14 protein-coding genes are annotated in these 12,956 nt (G+C 71.1%); 4 read left to right on the top strand and 10 right to left on the bottom strand.

All coding sequences use genetic code 11. The annotated features are described in order from the left end of the window. The first annotated feature begins 244 nt into the window (after positions 1–244). On the top strand, positions 245–1,576 hold the full coding sequence (locus ACZ3UD_RS28195; protein ID WP_465593493.1) for an MFS transporter: 1,332 nt from the start codon (positions 245–247) through the stop codon (positions 1,574–1,576). A gap of 129 nt (positions 1,577–1,705) precedes the next feature. Here the strand turns inward: ACZ3UD_RS28195 and ACZ3UD_RS28190 are convergent, their stop codons facing one another. Continuing rightward, positions 1,706–2,446 (bottom strand): AfsR/SARP family transcriptional regulator, encoded by a 741-nt coding sequence (locus tag ACZ3UD_RS28190; protein WP_465593490.1) that lies wholly within the window; start codon positions 2,444–2,446, stop codon positions 1,706–1,708. Between the two features lie 401 nt (positions 2,447–2,847). Between ACZ3UD_RS28190 and ACZ3UD_RS28185 the strand changes: the two genes are divergently transcribed. Then, positions 2,848–3,351 (top strand): CAP domain-containing protein, encoded by a 504-nt coding sequence (locus tag ACZ3UD_RS28185; protein ID WP_465593487.1) that lies wholly within the window; start codon positions 2,848–2,850, stop codon positions 3,349–3,351. A 110-nt stretch (positions 3,352–3,461) separates the two neighbouring features. Here the strand turns inward: ACZ3UD_RS28185 and ACZ3UD_RS28180 are convergent, their stop codons facing one another. Genes ACZ3UD_RS28180 through ACZ3UD_RS28145 form a run of 8 tightly spaced genes read right to left on the bottom strand, consistent with a single transcriptional unit; the run spans position 3,462 to position 10,281 of the window. Continuing rightward, positions 3,462–3,860 (bottom strand): metal-sulfur cluster assembly factor, encoded by a 399-nt coding sequence (locus tag ACZ3UD_RS28180; RefSeq protein WP_465593484.1) that lies wholly within the window; start codon positions 3,858–3,860, stop codon positions 3,462–3,464. A gap of 21 nt (positions 3,861–3,881) precedes the next feature. After that, positions 3,882–4,334, bottom strand: a complete 453-nt coding sequence (gene sufU, locus ACZ3UD_RS28175) for a Fe-S cluster assembly sulfur transfer protein SufU (protein WP_465593481.1) — start codon at positions 4,332–4,334, stop codon at positions 3,882–3,884. A gap of 18 nt (positions 4,335–4,352) precedes the next feature. Further along, positions 4,353–5,612, bottom strand: a complete 1,260-nt coding sequence (locus ACZ3UD_RS28170; RefSeq protein ID WP_465593478.1) for a cysteine desulfurase — start codon at positions 5,610–5,612, stop codon at positions 4,353–4,355. Further along, a complete protein-coding gene (gene sufC / locus ACZ3UD_RS28165; RefSeq protein ID WP_465593475.1) occupies positions 5,609–6,373 on the bottom strand; it encodes a Fe-S cluster assembly ATPase SufC in 765 nt (254 codons plus the stop codon). Before sufC ends, ACZ3UD_RS28170 begins: the two co-directional genes overlap by 4 nt. Positions 6,374–6,379: 6 nt before the next feature. Next, positions 6,380–6,697: a bifunctional 3-phenylpropionate/cinnamic acid dioxygenase ferredoxin subunit gene (locus tag ACZ3UD_RS28160; RefSeq protein WP_224280615.1), complete on the bottom strand. Its 318-nt coding sequence runs from the start codon at positions 6,695–6,697 to the stop codon at positions 6,380–6,382. 5 nt (positions 6,698–6,702) lie between these two features. Continuing rightward, positions 6,703–7,947 (bottom strand): Fe-S cluster assembly protein SufD, encoded by a 1,245-nt coding sequence (gene sufD, locus ACZ3UD_RS28155; protein ID WP_465593472.1) that lies wholly within the window; start codon positions 7,945–7,947, stop codon positions 6,703–6,705. Between the two features lie 57 nt (positions 7,948–8,004). Beyond that, positions 8,005–9,420: a Fe-S cluster assembly protein SufB gene (sufB, locus tag ACZ3UD_RS28150; RefSeq protein ID WP_396249224.1), complete on the bottom strand. Its 1,416-nt coding sequence runs from the start codon at positions 9,418–9,420 to the stop codon at positions 8,005–8,007. Positions 9,421–9,429: 9 nt separating this feature from the next. After that, positions 9,430–10,281, bottom strand: coding sequence for a helix-turn-helix transcriptional regulator (locus tag ACZ3UD_RS28145; RefSeq protein ID WP_465593469.1), 852 nt, complete (start codon positions 10,279–10,281; stop codon positions 9,430–9,432). Positions 10,282–10,436: 155 nt separating this feature from the next. On the opposite strand from ACZ3UD_RS28145, the gene ACZ3UD_RS28140 reads away from it, so the two are divergent. Both ACZ3UD_RS28140 and ACZ3UD_RS28135 read left to right on the top strand, forming a co-directional pair. Then, positions 10,437–11,363 (top strand): ABC transporter ATP-binding protein, encoded by a 927-nt coding sequence (locus ACZ3UD_RS28140; RefSeq protein WP_465593466.1) that lies wholly within the window; start codon positions 10,437–10,439, stop codon positions 11,361–11,363. A 20-nt stretch (positions 11,364–11,383) separates the two neighbouring features. After that, entirely contained in the window at positions 11,384–12,172 is a 789-nt protein-coding gene (locus tag ACZ3UD_RS28135) for an ABC transporter permease (protein ID WP_465593463.1), read from the top strand. Between the two features lie 75 nt (positions 12,173–12,247). Here ACZ3UD_RS28135 and ACZ3UD_RS28130 read toward each other — a convergent pair whose 3' ends face one another. After that, positions 12,248–12,940 carry an LAETG motif-containing sortase-dependent surface protein gene (locus ACZ3UD_RS28130; RefSeq protein ID WP_465593460.1) on the bottom strand — a complete coding sequence of 231 codons (693 nt, stop codon included), beginning with the start codon at positions 12,938–12,940 and terminating at the stop codon, positions 12,248–12,250. Positions 12,941–12,956 lie beyond the last annotated feature (16 nt).

The raw sequence follows: 12,956 nt of genomic DNA, 5'->3' as shown, positions 1-12,956 counted from the left end.
CCGATGCCCGACCTCTAGGGGCGTGCGCAGGGGCGCGCGCCGAAACCGTGCGCCCACCCCTTATCCTTCGCAGTGGTACCGCGCACAACCCCGCACGGGCCGTAGGGCAACGAAGCCCTCTTCTCTCAGCTCATCCGCTCCACCAGGGAGCCCCGCACCGCGGCCACCACCACAGCGCCTCAGGACGGGCGCACCGGCACACCCCGCCGACCCCGGTGGTGCCCTGCCACAGGAGACCCCTCACATGGCGGACCTCTCCCCCGCCGGCTCCGGCCTGCGCACCGCGCAGCTCGACGGACGCCGACTGTCGGAGGCCCTGCTCCCCCTGGAGCTCGCGCCGCGCGCCCAGCTCCAGCTCGCCGCGATCAGCCGCTGGAACGCGCTGCGCGGCGTCCGCGTCGGCCTGGTCGCCGCCGCCCTGCTGTTCATGCTGATCGGCGCCAACCTGGCGACGCCGATCTACCCGCTCCTCCAGCAGCGCCTCGGGCTCGGCCCGCTCGACACCACGATCCTGTTCACGATCTACGTCTTCGCGCTGGTCCCGGTGCTGGCCATCGTCGGCCACTGGTCCGACCACCTCGGCCGCCGCGCCCTGATCCTGCCCGCCGTCGCGCTGGCCGCCGCCGGCGACGTCGTGTTCGCGACCGCCGGCAGCTTCTGGCAGCTGGCGATCGGCCGTGCCGTCCAGGGCATCGCCGTCGGCCTGTCCACCGGCGCCGCCGGAGCCGCCCTCGGTGACCTGCTGCCCGATCACCAGACGCTGGCCGCCAAGCTCACCCTGGCCTGTTCGGCGGGCGGTGTCGCGCTCGGCCCGATCGTCGGCGCTCTGCTGTCCGGCGGCTCCGACCCGCTGCTGACGCCCTTCCTGCTGCACGCCATCGCCCTGCTCGCGCTCTGCGTGCCGCTGGCCCTGGTGCACCCGCGGATGCCCGGCCGCAACCGGCCACCGGCCGCGCCGCCGCGCATCACCACCCCGGCCCACCTGCGCCCGCAGCGCCTGCGGCTGCCGCGCACCGGCCGCCGCGAGTTCCTGCTCGCCGCCACCGCCGGGTTCATCTCGTACGCGGTCTTCGGCGTCTACCTCAGCCTGGCCCCGTCCTTCGCCGCCAAGCTGCTGCACACTCACTCGCACCTGGTCGGCGCGGTGGTCGCGGCCCTGCTGCTCGGCTCCTCGGCCGCCGCCCAGCTGATCGTCCCGCCGACCTCGGACCGCCTGGTGATCGCCCTCGGCATGACCGGCCTGGCCACCGGCCTCGCCCTGGTCGTCGCCGCCGGGTACACCGGCACCCCGGCCCTGCTGTTCATCGGCAGCGTCCTCGGCGGCGCCTGCCAGGGCGTGGCCTTCCGCTCCCTGTTCACCACCGCCGTCGCTGCGATGAACCCGGAACGCCGGGGCTCCGAGCTCTCCGCCCTCTGGATCATCGTCTACCTCGGCAGCTCCCTCCCCATCGTCGCCGTCGGCGCCCTGGTCCAGGCCTACGGCCTCCTCCCCGCCGTCAGCGGCTTCGCCACCCTGGCGGCCGTCCTGTGCGCCGCACTGGCCATCGCCGTCGCCCGCAAGCCGAAGACGGCCTGACCGGCCTGACCCAGCACGAACGCCGCTGCCCGGGACTTCCGAAGTCCCGGGCAGCGCCGTTTCACCACCGTCCCTGGAAGGGAAGGACGCGCACGGCACCGAGTCGACGCCACTGCCCTCGCGGCCCGACTACCCCGCGCCGGCGACCAGCTGCCGCAACCGCGCCGGAGCCGGCAACCCCAGCTCCGCCCGCAGGCGCCGCTCGTAGCGTTCGACGTCCTGCAGGGCCTCGCCGGGGTTGCCCTCGGCGAGGTGGGCCCGGATCAGCGAGGCCTGGCTGCTCTCGCGCAACGGGTCGGCGCGGACGGCGGCGCCGGCGGCGGCCACCGCCTCGGGGAAACGACGGGCGCCGACGAAGGCACGGGCCAGGGCCTCAAGGGCGTGGACCCGCAGGCGCCGCCAGTTGTCGGCCTCCAGCAGCGCCCAGTCCTCGTACCAGCCCGGCAGCAGGTCCGCCGAGAGGTCCTCGACCGCCGCCAGCCCGAGGCCCGCCCGGGCGGGGCCCGCACCGGGCGCCAGGATCCGGTGGGCCAGCGTCCTCGCCTCACGGATATCCACGCCGACGCCGTCGGCCAGCCTCAGCTCGGTCGGGCCGACCTCCAGCGCCTCCCGGCCCGCCGCCGGCAGCCGGGACAGCGCCGAGCGAAGGCTCGCATACGCGCAGCGCTCCGCGGCGTCCGGCCAGAGCGTCCCGGCCACCAGCGCGCGCGGCACCTTCCCGTTGCAACACAGCGCCACGAAGGCGAGTAAGCGCTCCGCTCCCGCGGACAGGGCCACCGACGCGTCACCGACCGAGAGGTCGAAGCCGCCGAGCAGAGCGAGCCGCACGCCTGGCCCGGGAGCCGGGGAGCGCCGATCGTCGCTGGCCATCGCATCGCCGTCTCTTCGTGTACAAGATCCGCCCCTTTTCCATGCTGCGCCGCCCGCTCTGCACTGTCGACCGCAAACCCCACGTGCTCGGCGGCTCGTCGCTCCAGCCCGTTGATCCCCGTCGGCGGCGCGGGCGGCGTCACCCGTTCGTGAGCGTGGTGCTGATCGCCGGACCCACCGGGCCCGGACCTTCCGGGCACAGCGGCGTCACGGCTGCGTCACGCCCCCATCGGAAAGATCGCAGGTACGAGGGCGGACGGGCGGACGGGTCCGCTGGGCGCACGACCCATCGCAGTGGAGCAGACGGTGCCGAGAGCGCCCGCACCCCCGCCACGGGTGGCGGCACGAGGGGCATGCCTGCGCCCTCCACAGTCCCGAGCAAGCCCGAGAAAGGGACCACGATGCATATCAACATCCGCACCGCGCGGCGCGTGTCAGCCGCCCTCGCCGTCCCCGTGCTGGGCCTCACCGGAGGACCGATCGCCGTGGCGGCTACCGGCACGGCGACCGTCGCACCCGCCCTCGCCCCCACCCAGGGAGACACGGGCGACATGCTGACCCTGGTCAACCAGGCACGGGTCAACGCGGGCTGTACGGCCCTCACCGTGAACTCCCAGCTCGTCCAGGCGGCCCAGGCCCACAGCAACGACATGGCGAAGACCAGGATCCTGTCCCACACCGGCTCCGACGGATCCAGCGACGCTGACCGCATCACCAGAGCCGGTTACAAGTGGAGCGCCTATGCCGAGAACATAGCCCAGGGCTACGGCAGTGCGAAGGCCACCTTCGACGGCTGGATGAACAGCTCGGGCCACAAGGGCAACATCCTCAACTGCGTCTACAAGGACACCGGCATCGCCGACACGAACGGCTACTGGACCGAGGTCTTCGGCACACACCAGTGACCACCCGGAACCTCCCCCGCCGCCTCCGCCACGTCTCCTACGAAACGGAGAACGCCGCTGCCCGGAACGGAGAAACCGTCCCGGGCAGCGGCATTCGTGCAGAAAAGACCTCAGACGTTGAAGCCGAGCGCGCGGAGCTGCTCGCGGCCGTCGTCGGTGATCTTGTCCGGGCCCCACGGCGGCATCCAGACCCAGTTGATCCGCAGGTCCTGCACCAGGCCGTCGGTGGCGGTCTTGGCCTGGTCCTCGATGACGTCGGTCAGCGGGCAGGCCGCCGAGGTGAGCGTCATGTCGATGGTGGCCACGTCGGACTCGTCGATGTGGATGCCGTAGATCAGGCCCAGGTTGACGACGTCGATGCCCAGTTCGGGGTCGACGACGTCCATCAGGGCCTCGGTCAGGTCCTCGACCGACACGGTGCCGGCGGTGGTGCCGACGATGACGCCGTTCGGCTGCTCCTCCGCAGTGGAGGCCTGGGCGTCGGTGGTGGTGGTGTTCTCGTCACTCATGGTCTGTCCTCCTTCGCGGGGTCAGTCGTTCACGGCGGGGTTCTGGGCGAGCGCCTGGGCGGTGGCGTCCTTCCAGGCCATCCAGCTGAGCAGGGCGCACTTGACCCGGGCCGGGTACTTGGAGACACCGGCGAACGCGACCGCGTCCTCCAGCACCTCCTCGTCACCCTCGCCCTGGCCCTTGCTCTGCATCAGCTCCAGGAAGGCCTCCTGGACCACCTGCGCCTCACCGACGGTCTTGCCGACCACCAGGTCGTTCAGCACCGAGGCGCTGGCCTGGCTGATCGAACAGCCCTGGGACTCGTACGAGACGTCGGCGACCTTCGCGCCGTCGAGCTTCACCCGCAGGGTGATCTCGTCGCCGCACGTCGGGTTGACGTGGTGCACTTCGGCGTCGCCGTCCCGCAGCCCCTTGCCGTGGGGATTGCGGTAGTGGTCCAGGATGATGTCCTGGTACATCGAGTCGAGCTTCATATCGTCCTGCCCCGTCCGTCAGCCGAAGAAGTTCCGGACGTGGTGCAGGCCGTCGATCAGCGCGTCGACCTCGCCCGGCGTCGAGTACAGATAGAACGACGCTCGCGTGGTCGCCGGAATTCCGTACCGCAGGCAGACCGGCCGCGCGCAGTGGTGCCCGACGCGCACGGCGATGCCCTGCTCGTCCAGCACCTGGCCCACGTCGTGCGGGTGGATGTCGCCGAGCGTGAAGGAGATCGCGGCGCCGCGGTCCACGGCCGTGCGCGGACCGATGATCCGCAGGTCCGGGACCTCCAGCAGGCGCTCCACCGCGTACTCGGTGATCGCGTGCTCGTGCGCCGCGATCTTCTCCATGCCGATGCCCTGGAGGTAGTCGATGGCCGCGCCCAGCCCGACCGCCTGGGCGATCGGCGGGGTGCCGGCCTCGAACTTGTGCGGCGCCGGGGCGTAGGTGGACGAGCCCATGGTGACGGTCTCGATCATCTCGCCGCCGCCCAGGAACGGCGGGAGGTCCTCCAGCAGCTCCTGGCGGCCCCACAGCACGCCGATGCCGGTCGGGGCCAGCATCTTGTGGCCGGTGAAGGCGACGAAGTCGGCCTCCAGCGCCTGCACGTCCAGCACCATGTGCGGTGCGGCCTGCGAGGCGTCGATGACGACCAGCGCGCCGACCGACTGGGCCTTGCGGACGATCGTCTCGACCGGGTTGATCGTGCCCAGCAGGTTGGAGACCAGAGTGAAGGAGACCACCTTGGTCTTCTCGGTGATCAGCTCGTCGATGTTCGACAGGTCGAGCCGGCCCTCGTCGGTCAGCCCGAACCACTTGAGCTTCGCACCGGTGCGCTGCGAGAGCAGCTGCCACGGGACGATATTGGAGTGGTGCTCCATCTCCGTGATCACGATCTCGGAGTCGGCGTCCACCTTGTACGGCTCGTCGGCCCAGCCGAGCATGTTGGCCACGAGGTTGAGCGACTCCGAGGCGTTCTTGGTGAAGATCACCTCGTTGCGGCTCGGCGCGTTGATGAACGCCGCGACCTTGTCGCGGGCGCCCTCGTACATCGCCGTGGCCTCCTCGGCGAGCACGTGCACGCCGCGGTGGACGTTGGCGTTGTGCCGCTCGTAGTAGGCGTTCAGGGCCTCCAGCACCTGGCGCGGCTTCTGCGAGGTCGCCGCGTTGTCCAGGTAGACCAGCGGCTTCCCGTCGTGCAGCACGCGCTGCAGGACCGGGAAGTCCTTGCGGATCGCGTCGGTGTCGAGCAGACCGGTCAACGGATGCGTCACTCGGATGCGCCGCCCTTCACATACGCCTCGTAGCCCTCGTTCTCCAGCTTGTCGGCCAGCTCGGCACCGCCGGACTCGACGATGCGGCCGCCCGCGAAGACGTGGACGTAGTCGGGCTCGATGTACCGCAGGATGCGGGTGTAGTGGGTCACCAGCAGGGTGCCGACCTCGCCGGTCGAGCGGACCCGGTTGATGCCCTCGGAGACGATCCGCAGCGCGTCGACGTCCAGCCCGGAGTCGGTCTCGTCGAGAATCGCGATCTTCGGCTTGAGCAGCTCCAGCTGGAGGATCTCGTGGCGCTTCTTCTCACCGCCGGAGAAGCCCTCGTTGACGTTGCGCTCGGCGAAGGCCGGGTCCATCTGGAGGGCGGCCATCGCCTCCTTGACCTCCTTCACCCACAGCCGCAGCTTCGGGGCCTCGCCGCGGACGGCGGTGGCGGCGGTGCGCAGGAAGTTGCTGACCGAGACGCCCGGGACCTCGACCGGGTACTGCATGGCCAGGAACACGCCGGCCTTGGCGCGCTCGTCGACGGACATCTCCAGGACGTCCTCGCCGTCCAGCAGCACCGAGCCGCCGGTGACGGTGTACTTGGGGTGGCCGGCCAGCGAGTAGGCCAGGGTGGACTTGCCGGAACCGTTCGGACCCATGATGGCGTGGGTCTCGCCCTGCTTCACGGTCAGGTCGACGCCCTTCAGGATCTCGCGCGGGCCGTTCTCGGCCTCGACGGAGACGTGCAGGTCGCGGATTTCAAGGGTTGCCATGTGTACTCAGGACTCCTGGTTGACGGAGACGAGCACATCGTCCCCTTCGATCTTTACGGGGTAGACAGCGACCGGCTTGGTGGCGGGCAGGCCGGAGGGCTTGCCGGTGCGCAGGTCGAAGCTGGAGCCGTGCAGCCAGCACTCGATCATGCAGCCCTCGACCTCGCCCTCGGAGAGCGAGACGTTCGCGTGCGAACAGGTGTCGTTGATCGCGAACACCCCCTCGTCGGTGCGGACGACCGAGACCGGCACGCCGTTGAGGTCCACGCGCTTGGGCACGTCCTCCTGGAGGTCGCTCAGCGCACAGGCACGGAGGAAGGTCATCGTGGTCAGACCGCCGCTTCCAGCTCGGCCTCGATCTTCTCCATGAGCTGGTCCTGCACCTCGGCCACGCCGATCTGCTGCAGCAGCTCGGCGAAGAAGCCGCGGACCACCAGGCGGCGGGCCTCGTCGGCCGGGATGCCGCGCGCCATCAGGTAGAACAGCTGCTCGTCGTCGAAGCGGCCGGTCGCCGAGGCGTGGCCGGCGCCGACGATCTCGCCGGTCTCGATCTCCAGGTTCGGGATCGAGTCGACCCGGGCGCCGTCGGTGAGCACCAGGTTCCGGTTGAGCTCGTAGGTGTCGGTGCCGAGCGCGGCGGCGCGGATCAGCACGTCGCCGACCCAGACCGCGTGGGCGTCCTGGCCCTGCAGCGCGCCCTTGTAGGCCACGTTCGACCGGCAGTGCGGCTTGTCGTGGTCGATGACCAGGCGGTGCTCCAGGTGCTGGCCGGCGTCGGCGAAGTACAGGCCGAACAGCTCGGCCTCGCCGCCGGGGCCCGCGTAGTCGACCCGCGGGTGCAGGCGGACCAGGTCGCCGCCGAAGGTGACGACGACGGACTTGAACGAGGCATCCCGGCCGACCAGCGCGTTGTGCTGCGCGACGTACACGGTGTCCCGGTCCCAGTCCTGGACGGAGACGAAGGTGAGCTTGGCGCCGTCGCCGACCAGCAGCTCGACGTTGGCGGCCCGGGTGCCGGTGCCCGCGTGGTTGAGCACCACGACGGCCTCGGCGAACGGCTTGACGTCGATCACCACGTGGGCGAAGCGGACCCCGCCCTCGGCGCGCACGTCGATCTTGACCGGCTCGGTCAGCACCGCGTCCTTGGGAACGGTGACGACGAGCGCCTGCTCGAAGGTGCTGAAGGCCTGCGCCGCGACCCGGTCGACCGGCTTGCCGGCCTTGCCCAGGCGGGCGTCGTCCCGGCCGACGGTCTCGGCGGTGACGCCGTCCGGCAGCGTGAACTCGACCTTGTCAGAGCCCGCGCCGTCTCGCTCGGCTTCGGCGGCGGCGGTCCCGTCGTGCAGCCCGCCGAGGCGGTGCAGCGGGGTGAACCGCCAGTCCTCCTCGCGGCCGTGCGGCACCGGGAAGTCGTTCACGTCGTACGAGGGCTTGACCGCGACGCGCGCGTCGATCGGCTGCTGGACCCCGGTCCGGCCGGTGCCGGGGCCGGCGAGCTGCGCGCCCGCGCCGGCGGTGCCGACCTCGATCGAACCGGCGGTGGTGGAGCCGGTGGTGTTCTGAACCTCAGCCATGGCTGTTCGTTGTGCTCTCTTCCTCAAAAGTCGGACGGGGTCGCGTGCGGCTGAGCGTCAGCCGACGGCGCCCTCCATCTGCAGCTCGATCAGCCGGTTGAGCTCCAGCGCGTACTCCATCGGCAGCTCACGCGCGATCGGCTCGACGAAGCCGCGCACGATCATCGCCATCGCCTCGGTCTCGGTCAGACCGCGGCTCATCAGGTAGAACAGCTGGTCCTCGCTGACCTTGGAGACGGTCGCCTCGTGGCCCATGGACACGTCGTCCTCGCGGACGTCCACGTACGGGTAGGTGTCCGAGCGGGAGATGGTGTCGACCAGCAGCGCGTCGCACAGCACGTTGGACTTGGCGCCGTGCGAGCCCTCGCCGATCTCGATCAGACCGCGGTAGGAGGTCCGGCCGCCGCCGCGCGCCACCGACTTGGAGACGATGTGCGAGGAGGTGTTCGGCGCCATGTGGACCATCTTGGCGCCGGCGTCCTGGTGCTGGCCCTCGCCCGCGAAGGCGATCGACAGGGTCTCGCCCTTGGCGTGCTCGCCCATCAGGTAGACGGCCGGGTACTTCATGGTGACCTTGGAGCCGATGTTGCCGTCGACCCACTCCATGGTCGCGCCCTCGTACGCCACGGCGCGCTTGGTGACCAGGTTGTAGACGTTGTTCGACCAGTTCTGGATGGTCGTGTAGCGGCAGCGGCCGCCCTTCTTGACGATGATCTCCACGACCGCCGAGTGCAGCGAGTCGGAGGAGTAGATCGGCGCGGTGCAGCCCTCGACGTAGTGGACGTAGGCGTCCTCGTCGACGATGATCAGCGTCCGCTCGAACTGGCCCATGTTCTCGGTGTTGATCCGGAAGTAGGCCTGCAGCGGGATGTCGACGTGCACGCCCTTCGGCACGTAGATGAACGAGCCGCCGGACCACACGGCCGTGTTCAGCGCGGCGAACTTGTTGTCGCCGGCCGGGATGACGGTGCCGAAGTACTCCTTGAAGATCTCCGGGTGCTCGCGCAGCGCGGTGTCGGTGTCCAGGAAGATGACGCCCTGCTCCTCCAGGTCCTCGCGGATCTGGTGGTAGACGACCTCGGACTCGTACTGGGCGGCGACACCGGCGACCAGGCGCTGCTTCTCCGCCTCCGGGATGCCGAGCTTGTCGTAGGTGGCCTTGATGTCCGCGGGCAGGTCCTCCCAGGACTCGGCCTGCTTCTCGGTGGAGCGGACGAAGTACTTGATGTTGTCGAAGTCGATGCCGGAGAGGTCGGAGCCCCAGGTCGGCATGGGCTTCTTGCCGAACAGCTTCAGGCCCTTGAGACGCAGGTTCAGCATCCACTCGGACTCGTTCTTCTTCGCCGAGATGTCGCGGACGACGTCCTCGCTGAGCCCGCGCTTGGCCGCGGCACCGGCGGTGTCCGGGTCGGCCCAGCCGTACTCGTAATTGCCGAGGCCTTCGAGCTCGGGGTGCGAAACGGTGTCAGTCATGCGAGCTTCCTAACGCGCGGACGCTGAATCTTCGGTGGACGTACCGGCAGTCGGCACTGCATCGGAGCCGCGGCCCGCCGGGGGCTGGGCAGGCGACGATGCGGCACCGGGTGCCGGCACATAGGTGGTGCAGACCCCGTCGCCGTGGGCGATGGTGGCCAGCCGTTGCACATGGGTGCCCAGGAGCTGGGAGAAGACCTCGGTCTCCGCCTCGCAGAGCTGCGGGAACTGCTCGGCGATGTGCGCGACCGGGCAGTGGTGCTGGCAGAGCTGGGCGCCCGCCGGGGCCTTGGCCGCGGCCGACGGGACACGCCGCACCGTGGCAGCGTACCCGTCCGCGCTCAGCGCCTGGGCGAGGGCCTCCGGGCGTTCCTGCGCCTCGGCCCTGGCCAGTGTCTCCTGGTACTTCTCGCCCTGCTTGCCGAACCGGGCGCGGGCGAAGGCGGCGACCGCCTCCTCGCCCGCCTTGCCGCCGCCGACCGCGTCCGAGATCCAGCGCAGCGCGTCGGCCGCGAGCTGGTCGTAGGCCTGGTAGAAGGCGTCCCGGCCGGCGTCGGTGAGGGCGAAGACCTTGGCCGGACGGCCGCGGCCCCGGCTGCCGTAGACCCGCTGTTCGCGGGACTCGACCAGACCGGTGGCGGCCAGCCCGTCGAGGTGGCGGCGCACGGCCGCGGCGGTGAGGCCGAGCCGGTTCGCCAGGTCGGCGGCGGAGGAGGGGCCGTGGTCCAGGATCGAGCGGGCGACCCGGTCACGGGTGGCGCGGTGGCCCTCCAGCAGCACCTCGGCCGCCGTCACGGGCACGTCGCAGTCGGGGGCCGACTCGGCCTCCCGCTGCGTGGCGTGCTCGCGCGTGTTTTTCACAACACCAGTGTTGCGTAATTACTCGCGCCGGGACAAGCCGTGATCCAGGCCTCACTGGTGTCATCTGTCACGCAGGTAAGGCTTACCTGACCTGCGAAAACGATCACCGAGGGTCGTGTCCGGCCTGCGTGTTCGCCCCTCTTACACTCGCCGGTATGCACTCCGAACCCGCGGTCCAGATCGCCGGGCTGGTCAAGCACTACGGCGACAAGGCCGCGGTGGACGGCCTCGACCTCACCATCCCGGCCGGCGCGATCACCGCCGTCCTCGGCCCCAACGGTGCCGGCAAGACCACCACCATCGAGACCTGCGAGGGCTACCGCCGCCCCGACGCCGGCACCGTCCGCGTCCTCGGCCTCGACCCGGTCGGCCAGAACGCCCAGCTTCGTCCCCGGATCGGCGTCATGCTGCAGTCCGGCGGCGTGTACGCGGGCGCCCGCGCCGTCGAGATGCTGCGGCACACCGCCAAGCTGCACGCCCACCCGCTGGACGTGGACGCCCTGGTCGAGCGTCTCGGCCTCGGCTCCTGCGGCCGCACCACCTACCGCCGGCTCTCCGGCGGCCAGCAACAGCGGCTCGCCCTGGCGATGGCCGTGGTCGGCCGCCCCGAGCTGGTCTTCCTGGACGAACCCACCGCCGGCCTCGACCCGCAGGCCCGCCACGCCACCTGGGAGCTGGTCCGCGACCTGCGCCGGGACGGCGTCACCGTGGTGGTCACCACCCACCACATGGACGAGGCCGAGCAGCTCGCCGACCGCGTCGCCATCGTCGACCGCGGCAAGGTGATCGCCGACGGCACCACCGAGGAGCTGTGCCGCGGCGGCGCCGAGAACGCCCTGCGCTTCGACGGCCCGCCCGGACTCGACCTCGGCCCGCTGCTCAAGGAGCTGCCCGCGGGCGCCACCGCCGTCGAGACCGCCCCCGGCAGCTACCGCGTCGAGGCGCCGGTGGACCCGAAGCTGGTCGCCACCGTCACCGGCTGGTGCGCGGCCTCCGGCGTCCTGCCCGAGCGGCTGTCCGTGCAGCGCCGCAGCCTCGAAGACGTCTTCCTCGACCTGACCGGACGGGAGCTCCGCTCGTGAGCGAACGAAGTGAGCGAACCATGAGCGCCGTCACGGACTACTCCCCCGAGCCGGGCGCCGCGCCCGTCGGCCGGATGCTGCTGGCCCAGACCGCCCTCGAGACCAGGATGCTGCTGCGCAACGGCGAGCAGCTGCTGCTCACCGTGGTCATCCCGACCGTGCTGCTGGTGCTGTTCTCCGCCGTCGACATCGTCGCGGTGGAGGGCCCCGGCAAGCGGGTCGACTTCCTGGCGCCCGGCCTGCTCGCGCTGGCCGTGATGTCCACCGCCTTCACCGGGCAGGCCATCGCCACCGGCTTCGAGCGCCGCTACGGCGTGCTCAAGCGGCTCGGCGCCAGCCCGCTCCCGCGCTGGACGCTGCTCACCGCCAAGACCGGCTGCGTGCTGGTCACCGAGGCGCTGCAGGTCGCCCTGCTGTCGGTGATCGCGCTGACGCTCGGCTGGTCCCCGCAGGGGCTCGCTACACCGCAGGGGGCGCTGGCCGTCGCCGCGCTGCTAGTGCTCGGCACCGCCGCTTTCTCCGGGCTCGGCCTGCTGATGGCCGGCACCCTGAAGGCCGAGGCCACGCTGGCCGGCGCCAACCTGGTGTTCATCCTGCTGCTGCTGGCCGGCGGGGTGATCGTGCCGCTCAGCAAGTTCCCCGGGGCCGTACGGTCGGTGCTGGAGCTGCTGCCGATCTCGGCGCTCTCGGACGGCCTGCGGTCGGTGCTCCAGAACGGCGCCGGGGTGCCCTGGTCGGACCTCGGCATCCTGGCCGGCTGGGCCGTCCTGGGCCTGGCCGCGGCCGCCAGGTTCTTCCGCTGGGAATAGCCCGCGCCAGCCAACGCACAACGCCCCCCGGCCACTTGAGGCCGGGGGGCGTTGGCGCTTTCAGCCGGCGGTACGTCAGCCCTGGCTGCCGCCGCGGCGCTTGCGGGCGAGCAGCACGAGCGCGCCGCCGACCAGCACCACGCCGCCGCCGACCGCCGCGATCATCGGGGTGGCGTCGCTGCTACCGGTCTGGGCGAGCGCCGGGGCGCTGGTGGCGGGCGCCGGGGCGGCCGGGGTCCTGCTCGGGGTGGGGGTGACCGACGGGGTCGGAGTGGCCGAGGGGGTGCCCGACGGGGTGGTGCTCGGCGTCGGGGCCGGGGTCGGCGTCCGGGTGGGCGTGGGAGTGGGGGTCTGGGTGGGGGTCCGGGTGGGAGTGGGAGTCGGAGTCGGCGTGTGGCACGGCTCGATGGTCTTGGTCTCGTTGATATTCCAGCCCTTCTCGTTCGGGTTCTCCGTGGTGGAGACCACCAGGTTCGCCTTGATCGGGGCCGTGTGGTCCTTCACCGGGAAGGTGCCGTGGTACTCCGCGGGGAAGGCCTTAGCGTCCAGGACCTTCTCGCCGTCAATGGTGAGGCTGACGGTGTTCTTCACGTCAGGCTTGGGGCTGTAGTTGATCAGATCGATCACGACCTTGTCGCAGGTCACCGACCAGGTCGGTACGTGCGCCGAGGCGTTGGTGGCCAACGCCAGGGGCAGGAGAAAACCGGCCGCCGCCGTGCCGGCGAGTGCCGTCGCACCGATCCGAATGTGCCGCTGCTGTTGCGCCATTACCCTGTTCCCCTCC

The sequence above is a fragment of the Kitasatospora sp. NPDC023118 genome (assembly GCF_055560875.1).
Note: the sequence above shows the minus strand (reverse complement) of the source record. Positions and strands in the feature narration are given on the sequence as shown.